The 21,387-nt window shown below is 65.0% G+C and carries 20 protein-coding genes and 1 pseudogene; 11 read left to right on the forward strand and 10 right to left on the reverse strand.

What is annotated here, in order from left to right:
* Nucleotides 1–268, reverse strand: a pseudogene (locus tag HUK82_RS05095) (ligase-associated DNA damage response exonuclease); the annotation flags it as partial.
* 1 nt (nucleotide 269) lies between these two features.
* On the opposite strand from HUK82_RS05095, the gene HUK82_RS05100 reads away from it, so the two are divergent.
* The 8 genes from HUK82_RS05100 to HUK82_RS05135 all read left to right on the forward strand — a co-directional run bounded on the left by HUK82_RS05100 (nucleotide 270) and on the right by HUK82_RS05135 (nucleotide 9,383).
* Complete coding sequence (locus tag HUK82_RS05100) at nucleotides 270–2,678, forward strand: ligase-associated DNA damage response DEXH box helicase (RefSeq protein ID WP_176612918.1); 2,409 nt, start codon at nucleotides 270–272, stop codon at nucleotides 2,676–2,678.
* On the forward strand, nucleotides 2,675–3,361 hold the full coding sequence (gene pdeM, locus HUK82_RS05105) for a ligase-associated DNA damage response endonuclease PdeM (protein ID WP_176612919.1): 687 nt from the start codon (nucleotides 2,675–2,677) through the stop codon (nucleotides 3,359–3,361). Before HUK82_RS05100 ends, pdeM begins: the two co-directional genes overlap by 4 nt.
* A 349-nt stretch (nucleotides 3,362–3,710) precedes the next feature.
* Nucleotides 3,711–4,619: an AraC family transcriptional regulator gene (locus tag HUK82_RS05110; protein WP_176612920.1), complete on the forward strand. Its 909-nt coding sequence runs from the start codon at nucleotides 3,711–3,713 to the stop codon at nucleotides 4,617–4,619.
* 57 nt (nucleotides 4,620–4,676) lie between these two features.
* Complete coding sequence (locus HUK82_RS05115; protein ID WP_212647829.1) at nucleotides 4,677–5,762, forward strand: ABC transporter substrate-binding protein; 1,086 nt, start codon at nucleotides 4,677–4,679, stop codon at nucleotides 5,760–5,762.
* The gene (locus HUK82_RS05120) at nucleotides 5,759–6,592 is read left to right on the forward strand and encodes an ATP-binding cassette domain-containing protein (RefSeq protein ID WP_264802247.1); all 834 of its coding nucleotides are present in this window, start codon (nucleotides 5,759–5,761) and stop codon (nucleotides 6,590–6,592) included. Before HUK82_RS05115 ends, HUK82_RS05120 begins: the two co-directional genes overlap by 4 nt.
* A complete protein-coding gene (locus HUK82_RS05125; RefSeq protein ID WP_176612921.1) occupies nucleotides 6,589–7,824 on the forward strand; it encodes a sugar ABC transporter permease in 1,236 nt (411 codons plus the stop codon). The genes HUK82_RS05120 and HUK82_RS05125 overlap by 4 nt, the downstream gene beginning before the upstream one ends.
* Nucleotides 7,825–7,866: 42 nt before the next feature.
* Nucleotides 7,867–8,601, forward strand: coding sequence for an SDR family oxidoreductase (locus HUK82_RS05130; RefSeq protein ID WP_176612922.1), 735 nt, complete (start codon nucleotides 7,867–7,869; stop codon nucleotides 8,599–8,601).
* Nucleotides 8,602–8,618: 17 nt separating this feature from the next.
* Nucleotides 8,619–9,383 (forward strand): SDR family NAD(P)-dependent oxidoreductase, encoded by a 765-nt coding sequence (locus tag HUK82_RS05135; protein WP_176612923.1) that lies wholly within the window; start codon nucleotides 8,619–8,621, stop codon nucleotides 9,381–9,383.
* Between the two features lie 28 nt (nucleotides 9,384–9,411).
* Here HUK82_RS05135 and rbsK read toward each other — a convergent pair whose 3' ends face one another.
* The 8 genes from rbsK to coaA form a co-directional block, all read right to left on the reverse strand.
* A complete protein-coding gene (gene rbsK, locus HUK82_RS05140) occupies nucleotides 9,412–10,353 on the reverse strand; it encodes a ribokinase (protein WP_176612924.1) in 942 nt (313 codons plus the stop codon).
* Nucleotides 10,350–11,459 carry a DUF4432 family protein gene (locus HUK82_RS05145; RefSeq protein ID WP_176612925.1) on the reverse strand — a complete coding sequence of 370 codons (1,110 nt, stop codon included), beginning with the start codon at nucleotides 11,457–11,459 and terminating at the stop codon, nucleotides 10,350–10,352. The genes rbsK and HUK82_RS05145 overlap by 4 nt, the downstream gene beginning before the upstream one ends.
* A 4-nt stretch (nucleotides 11,460–11,463) precedes the next feature.
* Nucleotides 11,464–12,474, reverse strand: a complete 1,011-nt coding sequence (locus tag HUK82_RS05150; protein ID WP_246495120.1) for an ABC transporter permease — start codon at nucleotides 12,472–12,474, stop codon at nucleotides 11,464–11,466.
* Nucleotides 12,471–13,493, reverse strand: coding sequence for an ABC transporter permease (locus tag HUK82_RS05155; RefSeq protein WP_176612926.1), 1,023 nt, complete (start codon nucleotides 13,491–13,493; stop codon nucleotides 12,471–12,473). Before HUK82_RS05155 ends, HUK82_RS05150 begins: the two co-directional genes overlap by 4 nt.
* Nucleotides 13,490–15,007, reverse strand: coding sequence for a sugar ABC transporter ATP-binding protein (locus HUK82_RS05160; RefSeq protein WP_176612927.1), 1,518 nt, complete (start codon nucleotides 15,005–15,007; stop codon nucleotides 13,490–13,492). The genes HUK82_RS05155 and HUK82_RS05160 overlap by 4 nt, the downstream gene beginning before the upstream one ends.
* Nucleotides 15,008–15,021: 14 nt before the next feature.
* Nucleotides 15,022–16,080, reverse strand: coding sequence for an autoinducer 2 ABC transporter substrate-binding protein (locus HUK82_RS05165; protein WP_176612928.1), 1,059 nt, complete (start codon nucleotides 16,078–16,080; stop codon nucleotides 15,022–15,024).
* Between the two features lie 51 nt (nucleotides 16,081–16,131).
* Nucleotides 16,132–16,818 (reverse strand): deoxyribose-phosphate aldolase, encoded by a 687-nt coding sequence (gene deoC / locus HUK82_RS05170; RefSeq protein ID WP_456304195.1) that lies wholly within the window; start codon nucleotides 16,816–16,818, stop codon nucleotides 16,132–16,134.
* 162 nt (nucleotides 16,819–16,980) lie between these two features.
* Nucleotides 16,981–17,922: a type I pantothenate kinase gene (coaA, locus tag HUK82_RS05175; RefSeq protein ID WP_176612929.1), complete on the reverse strand. Its 942-nt coding sequence runs from the start codon at nucleotides 17,920–17,922 to the stop codon at nucleotides 16,981–16,983.
* Nucleotides 17,923–18,246: 324 nt separating this feature from the next.
* On the opposite strand from coaA, the gene HUK82_RS05180 reads away from it, so the two are divergent.
* From HUK82_RS05180 to HUK82_RS05190, 3 genes are all read left to right on the forward strand, one after another.
* Complete coding sequence (locus HUK82_RS05180; RefSeq protein WP_176612930.1) at nucleotides 18,247–18,891, forward strand: preprotein translocase subunit YajC; 645 nt, start codon at nucleotides 18,247–18,249, stop codon at nucleotides 18,889–18,891.
* Between the two features lie 46 nt (nucleotides 18,892–18,937).
* Nucleotides 18,938–19,924: a LysR family transcriptional regulator gene (locus HUK82_RS05185; protein ID WP_176612931.1), complete on the forward strand. Its 987-nt coding sequence runs from the start codon at nucleotides 18,938–18,940 to the stop codon at nucleotides 19,922–19,924.
* Nucleotides 19,925–19,993: 69 nt separating this feature from the next.
* Nucleotides 19,994–20,605 (forward strand): FMN-dependent NADH-azoreductase, encoded by a 612-nt coding sequence (locus tag HUK82_RS05190; RefSeq protein WP_176612932.1) that lies wholly within the window; start codon nucleotides 19,994–19,996, stop codon nucleotides 20,603–20,605.
* Between the two features lie 54 nt (nucleotides 20,606–20,659).
* Here the strand turns inward: HUK82_RS05190 and HUK82_RS05195 are convergent, their stop codons facing one another.
* Entirely contained in the window at nucleotides 20,660–21,331 is a 672-nt protein-coding gene (locus HUK82_RS05195; protein ID WP_176612933.1) for a YfdX family protein, read from the reverse strand.
* Nucleotides 21,332–21,387: the final 56 nt, after the last annotated feature.

The following is a 21,387-nucleotide window of genomic DNA, read 5'->3' on the forward strand; positions in this document are numbered from 1 at the left end:
AGGCCAGGGGCTGTCGCGCGCGCCCCGCGCGATCCTCGCCCATGCGCAGCGCCATGATCGCCAACGTCTCCCGCGTGGCGAGTACCGCGTCGTGGTTCGGGCGCGCGTGGTCGGCGTGACCGTGGGTGATGATGGCGCGCGGCACGGGCACGAGCGGGTCGATATAAACGTCGCCCGGGACGCAATAGAGCCCTTCGGGTTTGGGTACCAGCCACGCGACCATTGCTTCTCCCCGCAACTGGCGGTTCGGGCGGGCGTTGTCTCCCACGATGACCGAACCGCTTCCTGCTGCCTTCAGAACGTGGTTCACCGCCCAGGGTTGGCATCCGCATCCGCATCAGCTTGCCATGCTGGAGGCGGCGCGCGCCGGAGAGTCCGCGCTGCTGATCGCGCCGACGGGCGGCGGCAAGACGCTGGCCGGGTTCCTGCCGTCGTTCGTGGCCCTGAGCGAGTCGCCGCAGCCCGGGCTGCACACCGTCTATGTGGCGCCCCTCAAGGCGTTGACCGCCAATATCGCCGAGGCGATGACGCGCCTGATCGACGAGGCCGCGCTCGATCTTCGTCTGGACGTGCGCACGGGCGACACCCCGTCGTCGCGGCGGGCTCGTCAGGCCCGCACCCCGCCGCAGGTCCTGCTGACCACGCCCGAGAGCCTGAGCCTGATGCTGTCCTGGCCCGAGGCGGCGACGCTGTTCGCCGGTGTGCGGACGCTGATCATCGACGAGGTCCACGCCCTTGCCGGCACGAAACGCGGCGATCAGCTCGCCCTGTGTGCCGAGCGTCTGTCCACACTGGCGCCGGGCCTGCGGCGGGTCGGTCTGTCGGCGACCGTGGCCCATCCGCAGGCGATGGCCGCCTATGTCGCGGGCGGCGCACCCGGGGGGGCGCGCATCGTGCGTGCGGGTGCGGGTGTTGCGCCGGAGATCGCTCTGATCCTGCCCGACGGACCGATACCTTGGGCGGGGCATATGGGTCTGGCCAGTGCGACGGCGATCCTGCGGCAGATCGAGCGCGCGAAGGTGACGATCGTGTTCGTCAATTCGCGCGCGCAGGCCGAGCTGCTGTTTCAGGAACTGTGGAAGATCAACGACCGCAACCTGCCGATCGGACTTCATCACGGCAGTCTGGACCTTGCGCGGCGCAGCCGGATCGAGGCGGCAATGGCGGCGGGTGACCTGCGCGCGGTGATCGCCACCAGTTCGCTCGACCTCGGCATCGACTGGGGGGACGTCGAACAGATCATCCAGGTCGGCGCGCCCCGTGAAGCGGCGCGGCTGGCGCAGCGGATCGGGCGTGCGAACCACCGTATGGATCGCCCGTCGCGCGCGTTCCTCGCCCCGGCCAACCGGTTCGAGGTACTCGAGAGCATCGCCGCGCGCGAGGCCGTTCTGGCGCACGAACTCGACGGCGAGCCGCCCGGGCCGGGCGCGCTCGATGTGCTGGCGCAGCATATGCTGCTGACGGCGTGCCACGGACCGTTCCTGCCCGATCCGCTGTTCGCCGAGGTCTGCCGTGCCGCTCCCTATCGTGCGCTTGATCGCGGCCACTTTGACGAGGTGCTGGGGTTTGTGGAAACCGGCGGCTACGCCCTGCGCGCCTATGAGGAGCACAAGCGCCTGCAGCGGGACTCGCTGGGCCGGATGTGGGTGCGGACGGAGGCGATCGCGCGGACCGCGCGGATGAATATCGGCACCATCGTCGATACGCCGCGCATTCGCGTGCGTACCCGCCGCGGCAAGGACATCGGCGATGTGGATGAATATTTCGCCTCCACCCTCGTCCCCGGGGACACGTTCTTTCTGGGCGGCGAGGTGGTCGAGTTTCTCAGCCTGCGCGAGACGACCGTCATGGTGGCGCATGCCGCGTCACGGACGCCAAGGGTGCCGGTTTATGGCGGCAATCGCCTGTCGATGTCGCGCGGTCTGGCCGGGCGCGTCCGCGACCTGATCCATGATCGGAGCCGCTGGGACGGGCTGCCGCGCGACGTGCGCATCTGGCTGGAGGCGCAGGCCACGCGGTCTGTCCTGCCCGCGCCCGACCGACTTCTGGTCGAGACGTTTGTGCGCCAGAAGCGCTGGTATCTGGTCGCCTATGGCTTCGAGGGTCGGAATGCCCATCAGACGCTGGGGCTGCTCGCCACGCGTTTGCTGGAAGAGACGGGCGCCGCTCCGCTTGGGTTCGTGGCGACCGACGATGCGCTGGCCTGCTGGTCCGTGCGGGAGCCCACCGATATCGCGGCCCTGTTCAGTCCGCGCCTTCTGGAGGGTGACCTTGCGGAATGGATGGCGGAAAGTGCCGTCATGCGAAGGGCCTTTCGCGAGGTTGCGGTCATTTCCGGCCTGACGGAGCGACAGTTGCCCGGCCGCACGAAAACCGGACGCCAGATGACCGCCAGCAGCGATCTGCTGTACGATGTGCTGCGCCGCTACGATCCGGACCATGTGCTGCTGCGCGCGACCCGGCAGGACGCGGAGCGCGGATTGACGAGTTTCGATCGGATCGAAGCGCTTGTGGCCCGGGTGCAGGGCCGCATCGACCATCGGCGTCTGGACCGCGTGTCGCCTCTGGCCGTGCCGGTTCTGCTGGAGCTCGGCCGGAACCGCATCAAGGGCGGCGAGGGTGAGGACCTGTTGCTGGAGGAGATCGAATCGCTGGTGCGCGAGGCCGGATTGCCATGACGGTCGGGCTGAACACGGGTGTTGCGATCACGCTGGGCGGCGAGGCGATCGTCCTGCTGCCGCAGAAGGCTCTGTACTGGCCCGCCGAGCGCCTGCTGGTCGTCGCGGACCTGCATCTGGAAAAGGCGACGGCGCGGCGCCACACCGGTGTTCTTCTGCCGCCCTACGACACGCGCGAGACGCTGGCGCGTCTTCTGTCCGTGGTGCGCGACGTGCGTCCCGAGACCGTTCTCGCGCTGGGCGACAGTTTTCATGATGCGGCGGCGGTCGGGCGGCTGGACGTCGAGGCGCGGGCATCATTGGCGACACTGGCGACGCTGGCCCAGCCGGTCTGGCTGATCGGCAACCATGATCCGGCGTTGCCGCCGACCCTGCCGGGCACCGTGGTTCCGTTCTTCGCGCGGCGGTCCATTGGTTTTGTGCATGAGCCGTCGTCTGCCGTGATCGCGCCTGAAGTCGCGGGACACCTCCATCCGAAGGCGCGTGTTCGCGTTGGTGGCCATGCCGTGGTGCGGCCGTGCTTCGTCGTGGGCGGGGGGCGGGTGATCCTGCCCGCCTTCGGTGCCTACACGGGGGGGCTGGATGTGACGGCGCCTCCGATCCGCTCCCTGTTCGGCGGGGGCGGCGATCTTTACGTGCCGGGTCGCGATCGTCTGTATCGCGTGCCGCTGATGAAGACTTGACGGCGGGCGTGGCCCAGGCGCCATGATCGGGCATGCAGGATCCATCCTCCCGTGAACGCGCCATAAGGGACGCCCGCCGACGGCGTATGGGGGATTTTTCCATACGGATGCTGCTGACGTGGCTTAGCCATCTTCTGCGGGGATTGTGACCGGACCGGTCAAAAAACTATCGGTGAGCGGCGCGGAAACAGGAGGAATTGCGCGCACGGGTGCGCTACGCTTCGTCTAACAAGAACGAACAGACGCCGTCGGGGACACTCGGCGAGCGCCGGGCTGGTGTCATGATCCGATCTTCTGTCCGCCGCGCGGGGGGCGATGACCCGCGGTGCCACGTCCTGACACGGGTGCCATGAACGCGCCGGACCTTGAAACCCCGGTGATGGATGGCGAAGCGTTCAGGATCTGGACGCATGGCTACCCCTATCGCACGGTACGCTGGCATTTCCATCCTGAATTCGAAATCCACCTTGTGACCGAGACGTCCGGCCGCGCCTTCGTCGGAGACTATGTGGGGGCGTTCGCACCGGGCAATCTCGTCATGACCGGCCCCGATCTGCCCCATAACTGGGTCAGCGACGTGGCACCGGGGACCGTCATCGATCGGCGCTGCATCGTGCTTCAGTTCACGCGCGGGTTTCTTGACGGTTGTAGCGCGATGTTTCCCATGCTCGACCTTCCTTCTCTGGCCCTTGACGCGAAGGCGGGGGTTGAATTTTCCGCCGAGACGAGTCGCGCCGTGGACCCTCTGATGCGCCAGATGTGCGATGGGGAGGCGCGGGCGCGCCCAGCACTTCTGTTGCGTATTCTCGATCTTCTGGGTCGTGACAGCGGGCGGCGGACATTGGCAAGTGCGGGATACCGTTCTGAACCCGCGCGGTATCGGCAGACACCGCTGAACCGTGTCCTCGATCATATCGCGGTCAATTTTGAACATGATGTGCGTGAAGCCGATCTGGCGCAGCGTTGCGGCGTGACGGTCAGCGCGTTTTCGCGCCTGTTTCATCGGCACACGGGCATGAGCCTGCCGGCCTATGTCAACACGCTGCGCATCAACCGGGCCTGCCAGCTTCTGGCCGACACCGCGCAATCGATTACCGATATCTGCTTCAGCGTCGGATTCAACAATGTCTCGAACTTCAACCGTACGTTCCGGGTGCTCAAGGGCATGACGCCGCGAGCCTACCGCGTGTGCCAGCGTCAGAATAGCGCATGCGCGCGAACATGGAATCACGACGGTCAGGAGGCCATGGCTCCCTGACACAGGGTGCCCTGCAACGGGGCCACGCGCCCCGCAACAACCAACAAGGTCAAGACAATGACTGTTTTTTCAAAGCATATGCCGCACGTTATCGCGCTTCTGGCGGTAACCTCTCTGGTTGCACCGGCTGTGACGCGGGCAGCGACGGTCGAACACGCCAAGATCGGGTTCCTGATGCCCGACGAGGCCTCGACCCGCTACGAGCAGCACGATCGGCCGGGCTTTGTCGCGGAGGTGAAGCGGCTCTGCCCCACATGCACGGTGCTCTATCAGAATGCCAATGCGGACGCCTCGCGCCAGCAGCAGCAGTTTAATTCGGTGATCTCCCAGGGTGCGAAAGTGATTGTCATGGACCCGGTCGATTCCACCGCGGCCGTGTCGCTGGTCAAGGCCGCGCAGGCGCGTGGCATCAGGATCATTGCATATGATCGCCCCATTCCCGGCGCTCAGGCTGATTATTACGTGTCGTTCGATAATCAGGCGATCGGCCGGATGATCGCGCAGTCGCTGGTCCAGCACCTGCGCGACAGCCATGTCTCGCCGTCCAACGGAGGTGTTCTGGAGGTCAACGGCTCACCCACGGATGCCGCGGCGGGCCTGATCAAGAAAGGGATCCACGAAGGGCTGGCCAATAGCGGCTATACGACCCTGGCCGAATATGACACGCCGGACTGGCTGCCACCCAAGGCGCAACAATGGGTCTCCGGCCAGATCGCGCGCTTTGGCAAGAAGATCGTCGGCGTTGTCGCCGCCAATGACGGGACCGCCGGTGCCGCGATCGCGGCTTTCCGTGCCGCCGGGGTGAATCCGGTGCCACCCGTCACCGGCAACGATGCCACGATCGCGGGATTGCAGCTGGTAATTTCCGGCGACCAATACAACACGATTTCAAAGCCCAGCGAGATCGTGGGCGCGACGGCGGCCCAGGGTGCGATTGCGCTTCTGGAAGGGAACAAGCCCGACACCACGACAACCTTGTTCGACACGCCCACGAAACTTTTCACGCCGACGCTGATCACGACCGCGAACGTCAAGGCCGAGATCATCGACAAGACCGTCAATGGCAAATCGATCGAGAAGGCGTCCGTCCTGTGCGCGGGGCGCTATGCCGAGGGTTGCCAGACGCTTGGCATAACACCGTGAGCGCGGCGAGCGATGTCGCGGCTGACGCGGGCGCGGCGCAGGCCATGACACCCGTGCTCAGCCTTCGCGGGGTGTCCAAGCGCTTTGGCGCCGTGTCGGCCCTGACGGATATCGAACTCGACGTTCACGCAGGCGAGGTCGTGGCGCTTGTGGGTGATAACGGCGCGGGCAAATCGACCCTGGTCAAGATTCTCTCCGGTGTTCACCAGCCGACGGCCGGCACCATCCGCTTCGCGGGGCAGGACGTGACGGTCGCCGACCCCGCCGCAGCCCTTGCGCTGGGTATCGCGACCGTGTTTCAGGACCTTGCCCTGTGTGAAAACCTCGATGTCGTCGGGAACGTCTTTCTGGGGCGGGAGCTGTCGCCGTTCGCGCTGGACGAAGTGGGCATGGAGTTGCGGACATGGACGCTGCTTCGTCAGTTGTCCGCGCGCATCCCCAGCGTGCGTGTGCCGATCGCGTCCCTGTCGGGCGGGCAGCGTCAGACGGTCGCCATCGCCCGATCCCTGCTGCTCGAACCCAGGCTGATCCTTCTGGATGAGCCCACGGCGGCTCTCGGCGTTGCCCAGACGGCGGAAGTTCTCGACCTGATCGAGCGCCTTCGTGAACGCGGTCTGGCCGTGATCGTGATCAGCCACAACATGGAGGACGTGCGCGCCGTGGCCGATCGTATCGTCGTGCTGCGCCTCGGGCGAAACAACGGTGTGTTCTACCCCGATGCGACCAACGCCGAACTGGTGACCGCCATCACCGGCGCGAGCGAGAATGCGGTCTCGCGGCGGCGGGCGCGTCATATGGACGCGGCCGGTACCGAGGGAGCCGGCGCATGAAAGCCGCGGAATTGATCGACCGGACGGACGAGCGCCTCCACCGCTCGGACAGCCCGGTCGACACGATCAGGCTGTTCCTCGACCGCATACGCAGCGGGGAGCTGGGCTCCCTGCCGGTCATCGTCGGCCTCGTGCTGATCTGTGGCGTCTTCGAAGGCCTGAACAGCGTCTTTCTCTCGAGCGGCAACCTCGTCAATCTCCTGTACGATTCGTCGACGATCGGCGTCATCTCCCTGGGTATCGTGGGTATCCTGATGGTGGGCGAGATCGATCTCTCGGTCGGATCGGTCAGCGGCTTTTCGTCGGCGCTGGTGGGCGTGCTGTGGGTCAACATGGGCTGGCCGGTGTGGGCCGCGATCGCTGCGGCTATTGCCTGTGGCGCGGTCATCGGTCTGGTATACGCCTTCTTGTTCAATCGCTTCAGCATGCCGAGTTTCGTCTCCACCCTGTCGGGCCTTCTGGCGATCCTCGGGCTGCAATTGTATATTCTCGGCGACACCGGCTCGATCAACCTGCCGTATGGGTCGCGCCTTGTGACGTTTGGCCAGTCGGCGTTCGTTCCGCCACCGATTGCCTATGCGGCGGCAGTTCTGGCCGGGCTCGCGCTGTTCGCCACCGAATTGCGCACGGCACGGCGTCGGCGCGGGGCCGACCTGTCGTCACGGTCCGTGCGCTCCATTGCCGGGCGGGCGTTGCTGCTGGGTGCGGTTCTGGCTGCCCTGGTGTTCTATCTCGATCGGGACGCTGGCGTTCCGTGGATGCTGTGCCTGTTCATCGCGCTCGTGCTGCTGCTGAACTATACCCTGACGCGCACGCGCTGGGGCCGCGCGATGACTGCTGTCGGCGGCAACCGCGAAGCGGCGCGGCGCGCGGGCATCAATGTCGCGCGCGCCTATACCTCGGCGTTCGTGATGTGTTCGGTGCTGGCCTCGATCGGTGGCATTCTCGCCTCCGCGCGTCTTGCTTCGGCCAGTCAGCAGGCGGGCACGGGGGACGTCAATCTGGACGCGATCGCCGCCGCCGTGATCGGAGGCACCAGCCTGTTCGGCGGTCGGGGAAGTGCGTACTCCGCCCTGCTCGGCATCGTCGTTATCCAGGCGATTTCGAACGGCCTGACGCTGCTCGATCTGTCGTCGTCGCTGCGGTACATGATCACCGGTTCCGTGCTGGCCATCGCGGTCATCGTGGACTCGCTGACGCGCCGTTCCCGTCTTTCCCACGGGCGTGCCTGACGGCGCGCCCCAACGTCGGCTCCGGCCGACGAGCGAGGACTTATGAGCGAATACTTTGACCTCTCCGGAAAGGTTGCCATCGTCACCGGTGCAGCCTCGGGCATCGGACTGGCCTGCGCCCGGTCCCTTCTGGCCGCCGGCGCGCGCGTGGCGCTGGCCGATATCGACGTTGCGCGTCTGCGCGCCCTGACGGCTGAACTGGGGCCTGCCAGCGCACCCGTCATGGTCGATCTGATGGACCCGCACAGCATCGGACGGCTTGTGCCCACGGTGCTGGACCTGTTCGGCCAGGTCGACGTGCTGCATGCTAACGCGGGTTCGTATGTCGGAGGGCCGATCGCCGACGGCGATCCCGATGCGTGGGACAGGATGTTGTATCTCAACATCAACGCGGCATTTCGCTGTGTGCGGGAGGTATTGCCGCACATGATCGGGCGAGGGACCGGCGACATCGTGATGACCAGTTCGGTCGCCGGACTGGTGCCGGTGGTCTGGGAGCCGATCTATACTGCATCGAAACATGCGGTTCAGGCCTTCATCCATACCGTGCGCCGTCAGGTCGCGCCGAACGGCATTCGGGTGGGCGGTGTTGCCCCCGGACCGGTGATCACCGGTTTGCTGAAAGACTGGCCCAAGGAAAAGATGGACGAGGCCCTGGCCGCGCACAGCCTGATGGAGCCGCAAATGGTAGCGGACGCGGTCATGTTCATGCTGACACGCCCGCGTACCGTCACCGTGCGCGATCTGGTGATCGTGCCGCAGAGCCTAGATCTGTAAGAGCATAGGAAAATACAATGAGTATAGAAATAAATCTGACGGGAAAGCGCGCGATCGTCACAGGCGGGACGCGCGGCATCGGACTGGCATGTGCCGCGATGTTGGGACAGGCCGGAGCGTCAGTGGTGATCACCGGGCGCGATCGCGGTGTCGGTGAGCGCGCCGAGGCGCAGTTGTCATCACGGGGTGTATCGGCGTCCTTCTTGCCGGTGGATGTCACGTCCGAGGATGACGTCGTGCAGGCGTTTTCCATTCTGGCACCGGACGGGATCGACATTCTGGTCAATAGTGCCGGCGTCGCGCGCCACCAGAGTTTTCTCGAGGTCGACGCGCGGCATTGGTCCGACATCGTCGATACGAATTTCAAGGGGACATATCTGTGCAGTCGAGAGGCGGCACGGCATATGGTCAAGGCCGGCCGGGGCGGCTCCATGGTCAATATCGGGTCGATCTCCGGTCTGATCTCCAACATTCCCCAGCATCAGGCGCTGTACAATGCGTCGAAGGCGGCGGTTCATATGCTGACGAAATCGCTGGCCAGTGAGCTGGTGGGTGAGAATATCCGTGTCAACGCGGTCGCGCCGGGCTATATCGCGACGGAGATGACCAAAGGCGGTCTGGAAAATCCCGAATGGTCACCGGTGTGGATCGACATGACGCCGATGCGCCGGCCGGGCGAGCCTGATGAAGTCGCGTCCGCCGTCGTGTTTCTCGCGTCCCCGCTGGCCAGCTACATCACGGGCGACGTAATGGTGATCGACGGCGGCTACACGACGCGCTGATGCCGGCTGGCGTCTGGGCGCCGGCGCTTCAACGCGCTGGCGGTCCGTCAAGGTTTGCGCAAAACTCTACAAAGGCCTCATACGTGGGGAAGGACGTCTGTGTGCCTTCGGCCGTCACGGACATGGCGGCGTAGCGCGCGGCGCGCGTCAGGCTCTCCACGAGCGGCGTTCCGGAAGCATAGTGTGCGGCAAAGGCACCGATAAACGCATCCCCGGCGCCGGTCGTATCACGAACGGCGACGTGCACCGGCGGGATAAGCCTGGTCTGCTCCGCGTTGACCAGCAGCGCTCCGTGCGCGCCTAGCGTTACCACAACGGTGCTGATTCCGTGTGCCAGAAGGTGGCGCGCGGCGGCGGCGGCATCTTCGGGCGTATCGGCACGGTGTCCGGTCAGAATGGCCAGTTCGGTCTGGTTGGGCATGAAGAAGTCGACCCCGACCAGCCTGTCGAGTGCGAGGTCCGGCACGGCGGGCGCCGGGTTGAGAATGATCCGTCGACCGTGACGCCGCGCCCAGTCGATTGCGTAATACACCGTATCGAGCGGAATTTCGAGTTGCAGAAGGATAAGATCGCACGTCAGCAGGGCGGGTGCGGCAGCGTCGACATCGGAGGGCGCCAGATCGGCGTTGGCGCCCTTTACGATCAGAATACGATTCTCGCCGTTTTCGTCGACGAAGATCGGGGCTACGCCGCTCGTCATGCCGGGCACCCGTCGGACGTGCCCCGCGTCGATGTCCAGATGTGCGAAATTGCCCAGCGTCCCGTCCGCGAACAGGTCGTCGCCCACGCATCCGACCATGGTCACGGCGGCGCCCAGCCTGGCCGCCGCTACCGCCTGGTTCGCCCCCTTTCCGCCATGTCCCAACGCGAACCGGGGCGCTTCGAGTGTCTCGCCGGCGTCCGGCATGCGTCTGATCGTGGTCACAAGATCGACCATGCAACTGCCGATCACACCGATGCGAGCGTTCATGCGCACTCTCCGACTGCATGGGAAAGCGATGCGAGGTGGGCGGCCATGACGTCGGCCTCGGGCGATGTCAGGTGGCCAAGACGGACGGTAAACTGCGTGCTGTCACCAGCGGGAAGAAGACGTATCGTCCCCTTGGCCTTTTCGGCACTGTAGCCTTCGGGTTCGCACGTGGCAGGAAGCGCGAAGGCGGCGACGGCATAGTCCGCGTTGTGGACGATCCAGCGGGCACAGACGGGAAACTCGTCCGGCCTGTACTGCACGGCGAACGCGGCACCGTCCGGATGGCGCAGCATCAGGAGCGTTTTCTGTTCGGCGTCGACTCGCTGATCGCGAATGTAGAAGACCTGTTCAGGATCGTAGAGCGCCGGTTCGCGCAAGTATTCCATCCGCCCCGGGTTGCCGGTCACAGTGTCGAGGAAGGCACGATAGGCGGCCGTCGGCGCCACGTGCGCCGGTATGACGCGCCGTGTTGCGACATGTTCCGGATCATACGGTACGCTTTGACCAATCCGGCCGTCCTGCACGAACGCGAAATTCGCATGCAGCATATACATCAGTTCCATGGGCTGGCCGGACCGGTTCTCGACGTTCAGCGAGACGTCGAACAGGGCCTGCCCGGCGCGCAGTGTGATGGACGGTCGTGCCCGGTAGTGCGGCCCGAAGGCGATGACGTGGTCGCGCTCGCTCACCAGCCGCAGGGCGGTCTCGCCGTCGATCGTCACGAGGTCCAGCCATGCGGCGCGCATGGGTGCGCACGCAAACTCGCCATGGGCCGCATGATCGTCGCCTTTGGCCGGAACCCCGTTCCGCAAAAGCCCGCTATGAAACGCGAAGCCTCCATACGTGCCGCCGATCTCCGCCGCTGGTTGGGGAATGTCCAGCGGGCCGCGCATGGCAAGGTCAGTCCCATCGAAACGGGCCTGCCAGATGATCTGACCCATCCATGGAAGGACGACCAGTTCGCCGCGCGTGTTGGACAGGCGGAGGCCGACGATACCGGACACGTAGCGGAACAGGCTCGCGCGCAGCGTCGGCGTTTCGAGAATCGTACGTTCGTCCCGGTGGGCCTGATCCGGGTCGAGCGCGACGGTCGCGATCACGTTCATGACCCTAGCGCCGCCGCTGCCGCAGGGCATTGAGGGCGATCGACAGCAGCAGAAACGCGCCCCAGATGAAGTCGACCAGAAAGTTGGAAAATCGCATCAGCTGAAGTCCGGACGACAGCAGCATCAAGGCAAACAGCGCGAGCGTGACCCCCCAGACGGAGCCACGGCCGCCCGCGGGGTTCGTTCCGCCCAATACCGCGATCAGAACGGCCTGCAAAAGGTAGGAGATGCCATAATCGGATTTTGCAGCGTTGGTTCGCGCCGAGAGAAGAATGCCCGCTGTCGCCGCCAGCGTCCCGCTCAGGATGTAGGACAGCAGAACCGTTCGCCCGGTGCGCAGTCCGCTGAACGTCGCGGCGCGCGTGTTGGTCCCGATCAGCTTTAACGACAACCCGAACGGTGTGCGTGTCAGCAGACCGCCGATGGTGCCGGCGATGACGATAAAGATCACCAGCGGAGCCGCGACGCCGAGCACGCGTCCGTTGCCGATGGCGCTCCACGCCCCGGGAAAACCGACGATGGCCGGCCCGCCGGTCAGTACCAGCGCGATGCCGGTGAAAATCTGTCCCGAACCGATGGTGGCCAGGATGGGGGTAACGCGCGCGCGGGTGATCAGAAGGCCGTTGATCGCGCCGCCGACGATGCCTGCCGTCACGGCTATCCCGATCCCGCCGCACAGGACCGCCGCTCCCGCGTGGCGCAGATCCGGGCCGGAGGCGCCGGCTGTTGCATGGAAGAACAGACCGGCGAGTATGCCAGCAAGGTTGGCCAGCCCGATGACCGACAGGTCGATGCCGCCGCTGAGCATCGTCAGCATCATCGCGATCGACAGCAGCCCAAGTTCAGGTGCCATGTAGGTGATCGAATCAAACACATAAGGCCGCAGGAAGCGCTGCGGGTTGAGCGACGCCATCAGGATGAACACCACGACGGCCAGTGCGGCCATCTGCACCAGTGCGGGGTCCACTCGTCTGGGGCGCAGCGCGAGCATCCGGCGTGCGGGTGTGGCGGTCATGCGGCAATCCTCCGATCACGCCAGGAGGTCGCCGCAGCGGCGAGAATGACGATCGAGCCGGTGACGATGCGTTGCCAGGTGGTGTCGATATGCATGATGATCAGGGAGTTGGTGAGCAACACAAGCGTGAAGACGCCGAGCATCGTGCCCATGACACTGCCGCGACCGCCGAAAATGCTGGTGCCTCCAAGGACGACGGCGGCGATGACGTCCAGTTCTATACCCACCATGTCGCGCGGGTTGGCCACCCAGATCATCGAGCCGTGCAGCAGGCCCGTACATCCGGCCAGCGCACCGGCCATGCCGTAGATGAAAAAAATCGTGGTGCGGACGTTGAATCCGGCGCGCCGTGCGGCCTCCTCGCTGCCGCCGAGTGCGAAAATGCTGCGTCCGATCAGTGTGTGGCGCAGCATCAGGTGAACCATGACGGCCAATGCGGCATAGAGCACAACCATCGTCGACAGGCCGTTGCCGCCACCGACAGAGCGAAGGAATTCCAGCCGCCCGAAGCCGATCAACGCCGGGGGCATGCGGTCTATATTGATCTGGCTGGACCCGACGGCGCCAAGCAACAGGCCGCGCACTGCCGTGCCGGTGCCCAGTGTGACGATCAGCGGGATCATGCGCAGGCCATAGACGAATAATCCGTTGATCAGTCCAAGAAGAAGCCCGATCATCGTCGCGACGGCGAAGGGCAGCACGACACCGTCATATCCCAGTGCGATCATGCCCTTGATCGTGAGATACATTGCGGCGATGGCGAAGGCGGGAAACGACACGTCGATGCCACCGGACAGCATGACGATCATCACGCCCAACGCCAGAATCCCGGTGATGACATTCGCCCGCAGAAGGCTGAACAGATTGGCGGCGTCCCAGAAGGCCGGATTGATGCTGCCGATCACGACCATCGCGACGACCGCCAGACCGCCGACCCCAAGTTCCGGACGCTTGAGAACCCAGGCCAGACGTGGAGAGTCGGCGCGGCCCGAAAGGACGGGGGTAAGGGTATTGCTCATGCCAGTTCTCTCAGGCGGTCCGACAACGCGCGCTCGGCCCGGCGGGTCTCGTATGGTCCGTTGCGCGTGTCGGCTACCTCGTCGACAAGGCGACCGCGATGCATGACCAGAACACGGTTACAGTTCCCGATGAGCTCGGGCAGGTCGTCGGAGATCATGATGACCGCCATGCCGTGTTCGCGGGCGAGGCGACGCACCGTGCGATGAATGCCGGCCTTGGAGCCGACATCCACGCCGACGGTCGGACCGTTGAGGATCAGAATACGGGGGTGGCGCAACAGCCACCGGCCGATCACCACGCGTTGCTGGTTGCCCCCCGATAACTCGACGACGGGTCGTTCGCCGGTCGGCGTCGCGATGGCCATGTCCCGGATGGCTGAAGCGGCTGCGTCACGCATGGCCTCAGGCCGCAGAACGCCGCCGCGCGACAACCGGTCGAACGACGCGCAGAGCAGGTTGATATCGATGGACTCCGGCAGGAACAGCCCTTCGGTCAGCCGATCCTCGGGCACGTAGGCGATGCGGTTGGCGATGGCGTGGCGCACAGAACGCAGTGCCACATCCCGGCCATCGATCTGCACGGTTCCTGTGTAAGACGGCAATAATCCGAACAAGGCGAGTGCGAGCTCGGTTCGCCCGGATCCGAGCAGACCGGACACGCCGACGATCTCGCCCGCGCCAATCGTCAGGTTGATGTCGTGAAGGACGCCTCGAACGGACAGGTCGCGCACGGCCAGGACCGGGTGTGTGGCAGGAGAGGCATCCCACAAGTAAGGATCCTCGGCGATCTCGCTGCCGGTCATAAGGCGCGTAATGCCCGCTTCGTCGAACTGGCCGATCGGGCCGCCGGCGACCACAAGGCCAGAGCGCAGGATCGTGATCCTCTCGCTGATGGCGAGCATTTCGCGCATCTTATGGCTGACGAACAAAACGGCGATGCCACGCGACTGGATGTCGCGCACGACGTCGAACAGGGCAGCGACCTCGCGGCTTGTCAGGGTCGTGGTCGGCTCGTCCATGATCAGCAGAAGCGGATCGGCCATGAGAGCGCGTGCGATCGCCACGAGTTGCCGCCCGGAGGTGGGCAGGCTGTCGACCGTTGCGTCGAGATCGAGAGCGACACCAAGCCGATCGACGGCGGCTTGCGCATGCGCGCGCATGCGGCGCCAGTTGACCAGTCGTCGTCCGGCGCGGACCTCCGCGCCAAGCGCGAGGTTTTCGGCGACCGTCAGATTCCCGAACAGCGAGAAATCCTGATAAATGACCTGAATCCCGTGGGCGATGGCCAGACGGGGCGTCATGGTATCGACCAGCGTTCCGTCGACCAGGATGTGCCCGCGATCGATCGTGTTCACACCGGATACGATCTTGATCAGGGTCGATTTGCCTGAGCCGTTTTCTCCGGCGAGACAGTGAATCTCGCCGGGCATGATGCTGAGCGACACGCCGTCCAGCGCCTTGACGCCCCCGAAGTGGCGCACGACGTCGCGAAGTTCGAGAAGGGGCGCGGTCATGCCGGCACTCCGCGTCAGAAATTATAAGCGCCCAGATTGTCCTTGGTCACGCCGACCCAACCCTCGCCCACCAGAAGCGTGTCGCGGCCCGCCGCCTTGAGGTTGTGGTACCCTTCGAGACCGAGGTCGAGTCCGGGCTTGATCGGCTTTTTGGCCAGCGCCATAACCGCGAGCAGGTTCATCGCATAGCCGGCGATGGCGGGGTCCCAGAACTGGATGTAGGCGATATCACCGTCTTTCAGATACTGGCCGGCCACCGACACCAGACCGGTTCCGGCGAAGAACAGCTTGCCTTTCAGGTTACGCTCGGCGATCAGCCGTCCGGCACCCGCCGACGTCGGCATAGGCGCACCAAGAATGCCGCGCAGATCGGGGTAGGTGGTCAGAACCTCCTTGAGCTTATTGTAGTCGGTCGTCGCGTCGTCGTAGGTCTCGATGCGCCGCGCCACCTGTCGCATCTTGGGAAAATTCTTTTCCTGATAGGCGACGGCGCCGTCGATCCACTCGTTCTGCGACTGGGACGTCAGGCTGCCGACCGTCGCGATGTATTTGCCCTCGCCACCCATCTGGCGGGCGAGATTGTCCATGAGTTTGGCGCCATAGGCATGGTTGTCGAAGGCCTCGATATCATAATCGGTCGCCTGGAGATTGGACGCTTCGTGGGAAATCACGACGATGCCCCGGTCGCGGGCTTTCTGCAGCACCGGTTCGACGGCCTCGACCGAGAACGGCACGATACAGATGGCGTCCACACCCTGGGCGATCAGGTTTTCGATGATCTGGACCTGGGCGGCCGCGTCGGCCTGACTTGGTCCCACCATCCAGGTGTCGTGACCCTGATCGGCGCCGAACTGCTTCACGCCCACCCGCATGCGATCGAACCAAGCGATCCCGTCGACCTTCACGACCGTCGCGATCACGTATTTCTTCGTGTCTTTCGCCCCCAGCCCCGACGGAACCTTCGATGTATCGAACGGGGCAGCCCGTGCGACCGAGGCGCGCAACAGAGGTGTCAGGCCGACGGCTCCCGCCGCCAGAAGACCGGAAAAGCCGCGCCGTGTGAGCGTAATCATCGTGCTGTTCGTCCCTTTTCGGGTTCTTATGTGCAGATGTCGGAAGGGGTGTCAGTAACCGGTGGAGACGGGCTCCGTCTGTGTGACGAGCGCTACTCCGGCGCTGGTTCCAATGCGTGTGGCCCCGGCCGCCAGCATGGCACGGGCGACTTCCAGCGTCCGGATGCCGCCCGAAGCCTTGACGCCGACGGTGGGCCCGACTTCGGCATACATCAAGGCGACGTCGGCCGTTGTGGCGCCCCCACTGGAAAAGCCGGTCGACGTCTTGACGAAATTGGCACCCGCCATGGCGGCGATGCGGCACGCTATGCGCTTTTCATCGTCCGTCAGGAGACACGTCTCGATAATGACTTTCAGTGTCGCGTCGTGTGCCGCCGACCGCACGGCGGCGATGTCCTCGCGCACGGCGTCGACCCGCCCGTCCTTCAGCGCGCCTATATCGATGACCATGTCGATCTCACTTGCCCCGCCGGCCACGGCCTCGGCGGCTTCGGCGGCCTTCATCGCAGGCGACACGGCGCCTAACGGGAAGCCGACGACCGCGCAGACGGCGGCCGCACTTCCGGCCAGCCAGTCCGCCACGACGGGAACGTGGAGCGAGTTGACGCAAACGGAGCGGAAGCCGAACTGACGGGCCTCCTCACAGAATCGGCGAATCTGCGCGTGTGTGGCGTCAGGTTTAAGGATTGTGTGATCGATCAGCGACGCGAGACTGCGCATATCGGGGGCTTCAGTCACAGGGCGATATCCTCCCTCGGCCTGCGCGTTCCTGATATGACGGCATCCGACGGTTTTCTTGTTTTTATGGCGCCGATGGTAGTCACACGTCTCGCGCCACGGTCAAGCCGGATTTTGAACCCTGCCGCAGGATACGGAAAATGTGATAAGGTGTCCGTCGCGTTAAAGCAGACGCAGGGCCACCCGGTCGACGCGATGATCGCCGGCCTTATGCAGGATCAGGCGCGCGCGCTCGCGCGTTGGACGGATGTTTTCGCGCAGGTTGATCAGATTGATGTCGGACCAGAACCGGCGCGCAAGGGTCGTTGCCTCGGGCACGGAGAGGTCGCGGTAGTTATGGAAATATGATGAGGGTTTCTGGAATGCCGTTCGCTGCAGGAGTAGGAAGCGGTCGATATACCACGCCTCCAGATCAGGCTCCTCCGCGTCGAGGTAAATCGAGAAATCGAAGAAATCGGACGCAAGAAGCGCTGTGCCATGTGGCTGCTGAAGGACGTTGAGGCCTTCGAAGATGAGGATGTCGGGCGTATCGAGCGACTGCCGTTCGTGCGGCACGATGTCGTAGGCGATATGCGAATACACCGGCGCGCTGACATTTGGCGCGCCGGACTTGATCGCCGCGAGAAACGCGATCATTGCGGGCAGGTCGTAGCTTTCGGGAAAACCCTTGCGGTGTGCCAGCTTGCGTTCGATGAGCGTATCAAGCGGATGAAGAAAGCCGTCGGTCGTCACCAGATCAACGCGCGGATGGTCGGGCCAGTGGCTGAGAATGGTGCGCAGGACGCGCGCGAGCGTACTCTTGCCCGCCGCCACGCTGCCCGCGATCCCGATAATATAGGGCGACGTCACCGGCGCGTTGTTAAGAAAGCTGTCCTGCACTGTATGCAGGGTCCGGGCGGCGCGGACATGCAGGTTCAGCAGGCGCGACAACGGCAGATAGATGTCCTCGACCTCCTGCAGCGACAGATCGACACCCAGGCCGCGGATGCGTTCCAAATCCTGAGGCGTCAGGGTCAGCGGGGTGTTCTTGCGCAGGGCACGCCAGTCGTCGCGTCCGAAGACCTGGTAGGCAGGCGAGAAGGAAAGGCCGGACGGCTCGGACATCGGGGTGGAGGGACCTTGCGTAGCGGAGAACGCGCAGGGCGACCGGGGCCCCGCCTCTTCGGGGATAATGGCGGCAGCCGGTCCGGACAAGGGCGGTCTGGATCGATCCAGACAACAGCGCCGCGCGCGTGCATATGGGAAGGGCGCGGAAAAGCGGCACTTTTCGCAAAGGCGGCCCTGTCTTCACAATCTGTTGGGCGACCACGGCGTCGAGCGGGAACGGATCGCCGGGGAGGGGACGCCATGCGTTGTCTGTCCGGGACAAAGGGGATATGCCTCGGGGGTCTGTCCTTTATGCAACACAAAAGAGGCCCGAACCCTGTCATGGTGTCTTCGCTGATCCTGCGTCTTGCACGTTCGTGCGTCATTCCCGTGGGCTGTGCGGTTGCCCTGTCCGCACCGGCCGTGTCGCTGCGTGCGCAAGGCGTGATTACCGGCAATCAGACGACTGCCGCCGTCGTGGAGACGGTCGATCCCGATAGCCACACGGTCCTGTTGCGTGATCATAATGGCGGTCTGATCAGTGTCGTGATCCCGACGCAGGCGCACGCGCTGCCGCATCTGCAGCCCGGCGACCAGATCAACCTGCGCTTCTTCCAGACGATGGACGCGGAGATTTCGCAGCCCGGATCGCCCCTGCCGGAGTCGACCGTGTCCACCGCCCGTGGCTACGTCAGGCACCACCCGCATGGCACGATGGTCTCGACCCGGCGGCAGCGTGTGCACCTGCTGGCGATCGACCCGGTCAAGCATGTCGTGACGTTCAGCGACGCCGATGGCGCGACCCGGACTGTCACGCTGCACACGAAGGCGATGCAGGCGCTTCTGGGCACGCTCAAGGTCGGCGACGACGTCGATGTCACGACCCGCGACGCCGTGTCGTTCGAGGTCATGAACCGTACGGTCACGCCCGATGCGACCGTCACGGAGCAGAACGGACAGATCGCGCCGCCCCCCGCCACGCACTGAGCGCGGCAGCCCGCGTGGCGTCGACCGCGCAAAGGAACAGGCCCGGATGCTCGATGGCGTTTCGCTCGACCAGTTGCGTTGCTTCGTCACCGCCGTCGAGGAGGGCAGTTTCTCCGCGGCCGCCCGGAAGCTGCGTCGCTCCCAGTCGGTGGTCAGCGAGATGGTGGGTGCGCTCGAGGCCCAGATCGGCGTCGTGCTGTTCGACCGCTCGGGCCGTTATCCGCGCCTGACGGCGCAGGGCACGGTCCTGCTGACCGATGCGCGTGCCATCGTCGGTTCGGTGGAGACGCTCAAGGCGCGGGCACGGGGCATGGCCTCGGGGCTGGAGGCCGAGTTGTCGGTCGTGGTGGACGTGTTCTTTCCGTTCGAGATCATGACCGCCGCCGCGCGTGAATTCCGCGCGCGTTTCCCGCAGGTCGGTCTGCGGCTTTACAGCGAGGCACTGGGGGCTGCGTATCAACCGATCTTCGACGGGCGCGCGGGACTTGGGATCGTCGGCTCGCTGCCCAGCATGCCGCCGGGCCTGACGGAGGAGCGTCTGGGCGCGGTCCGGTTGGTCATGGTCGCGGCGCACGACCATCCCCTGGCCGCATGGGACGGACTGATCCCGCGCGCCGCATTGGCGCATCATACGCAACTCGTGCTGACGGACCGGTCCGATCTGTCGAAGGGCCGGGACCTCGGGGTCATGTCGTCCTCGACATGGCGGCTGGCCGATCTGTTCGCAAAACACGCGTTCCTGCTCGATGGTCTCGGCTGGGGTGGCATGCCCCTGCATCTCGTGAACGGAGACATTGCCGCGGGGCGGCTTGTGCGGCTGGCGATTGAGGATGTTCCCGCCGACGGGCTGCTGTTGCCCATGTCGGCGGTCTATCCGGTCTCTCGTCCGCCCGGACCGGCCGGTCGGTGGCTGATCGAGCGTCTGCGGCGCTGCTCGGAAGCGGGGCGGCTGGAACATATGACCGGTGCCCGGCCATGGCCGGGGGTCCCGCTACCTGATCCATCTGAAAAACCGATGGAAAGTGCCGGATAATAGCACCTTTTCCGGAGGGTCTGGCTGTGGGACGGAAGATGTCGTGTTTCTTCCGAGGAGTTTTTCACCATGACCATTCTTCATCTGGATTCGAGCATTCTGGGCGATGCGTCTGTCAGTCGCGTCCTGTCGGCCGAACTGGTGGCGGCCATGCAGGCGCGTGCGCCGGGCGCGCAGGTCATTACGCATGACCTTGTCGCGGACCCTGTTCCGCCGTTGACGGGTGCTCATCTGGCCGCGTTGCACGGGGCCGAGGTCACGGACCCGGCGCTGGCCGCCGATCTGGCCCGTGGGGCGGCGTTCATTGACGAACTGTTTGCCGCCGAGGCGATCGTGATCGGCGCGCCGATGTATAATTTCGGTATTGCGTCCCAGCTCAAGAACTGGATCGACCGCGTCATCGTGGCCGGTCGGACGTTCCGCTATGGGGCAAATGGTCCGGAAGGGCTGCTGCCTACGGGCAAGACGCTCTATCTGGTGTCGTCACGCGGCGGTGTCTATTCCGACGGCAGCCCGGCGGCTGCGTTGGAGCATCATGAGACCTATCTGCGCGCCGTGCTGGGCTTCATCGGTCTGACGAACGTCGTCGTCATTCGCGCGGAGGGGGTGGCCATGGGCGATGAAGGTCGTGCTGCGGCGTTCGAAGCCGCGCGCCGCGATATCGCGGCCGCTGTCGGTTGAAGCGTCGCGAGGGGCGAGGCGGGAACGCCTCGCCCCTTTGACGCCGTTTGGGCTTCAGTGCTTGGCGGGTGCCGGCACGGCTGCCTCGTTCACGTCTTCGGACACGAACACAAGGCTGGCGGCAATCTGGTCGAGTGCGTCCACTGCGTCCTTGGCATCACGGCCTTCCGTGAACACCGTTGCGCGGTTCAGGGCGCCCTGGGTCTGGGCGAGGGGGGCCAGCGCAAGGATGAAGTCCGTGTTCTGGTCCACGATCTGCATTGTCTGGGCAGCGTCCTTGGTCTGACCGGCCTTGAGCTGCTGGTTGGCCGTGGCGACGGCGCTTTTCTGTTCCGGAGCGAGTGTGTCCGTCACGATGAATTCGCCGCCCACCGGAATCCACGCCGTGGGTGCCGTGACCGGCGCGTGGCCAGGTGCCGCCGGATGCTGCGGCGCGGGATGAAGGTCGCTCTCGGCTGCAATGAAGTTCTGCCGCGCCTTGCCGGCTGCGGCCAGTCGCTTCTGGGCGTCATACAGCGAAGGAATGGCGGCGTCTGTCTTGCCCTGCGCCAGAAGATCGTGCGCCGTCGCGATGTCGGCCAACGCGCGCTGACCATCCGCGGACAGGCGACGCAATGCGTGCCCCGCCTTGAATTTTTCCCAATCGGTGTGGAGCGACGCGGCCTGTGCGGTGGACAGGCCGGCGAGCACTGTCGCGACAGCGGTCAGGGAAGCAAGAAGACGCATGGGTTCGTTCCGTGTCCTGAGGTTACGGGCCGGCCTGTTATGGGCCGGCCCCTCAT

Source organism: Ameyamaea chiangmaiensis (assembly GCF_013376175.1).
Classification (GTDB): Bacteria; Pseudomonadota; Alphaproteobacteria; order Acetobacterales; family Acetobacteraceae; genus Ameyamaea; species Ameyamaea chiangmaiensis.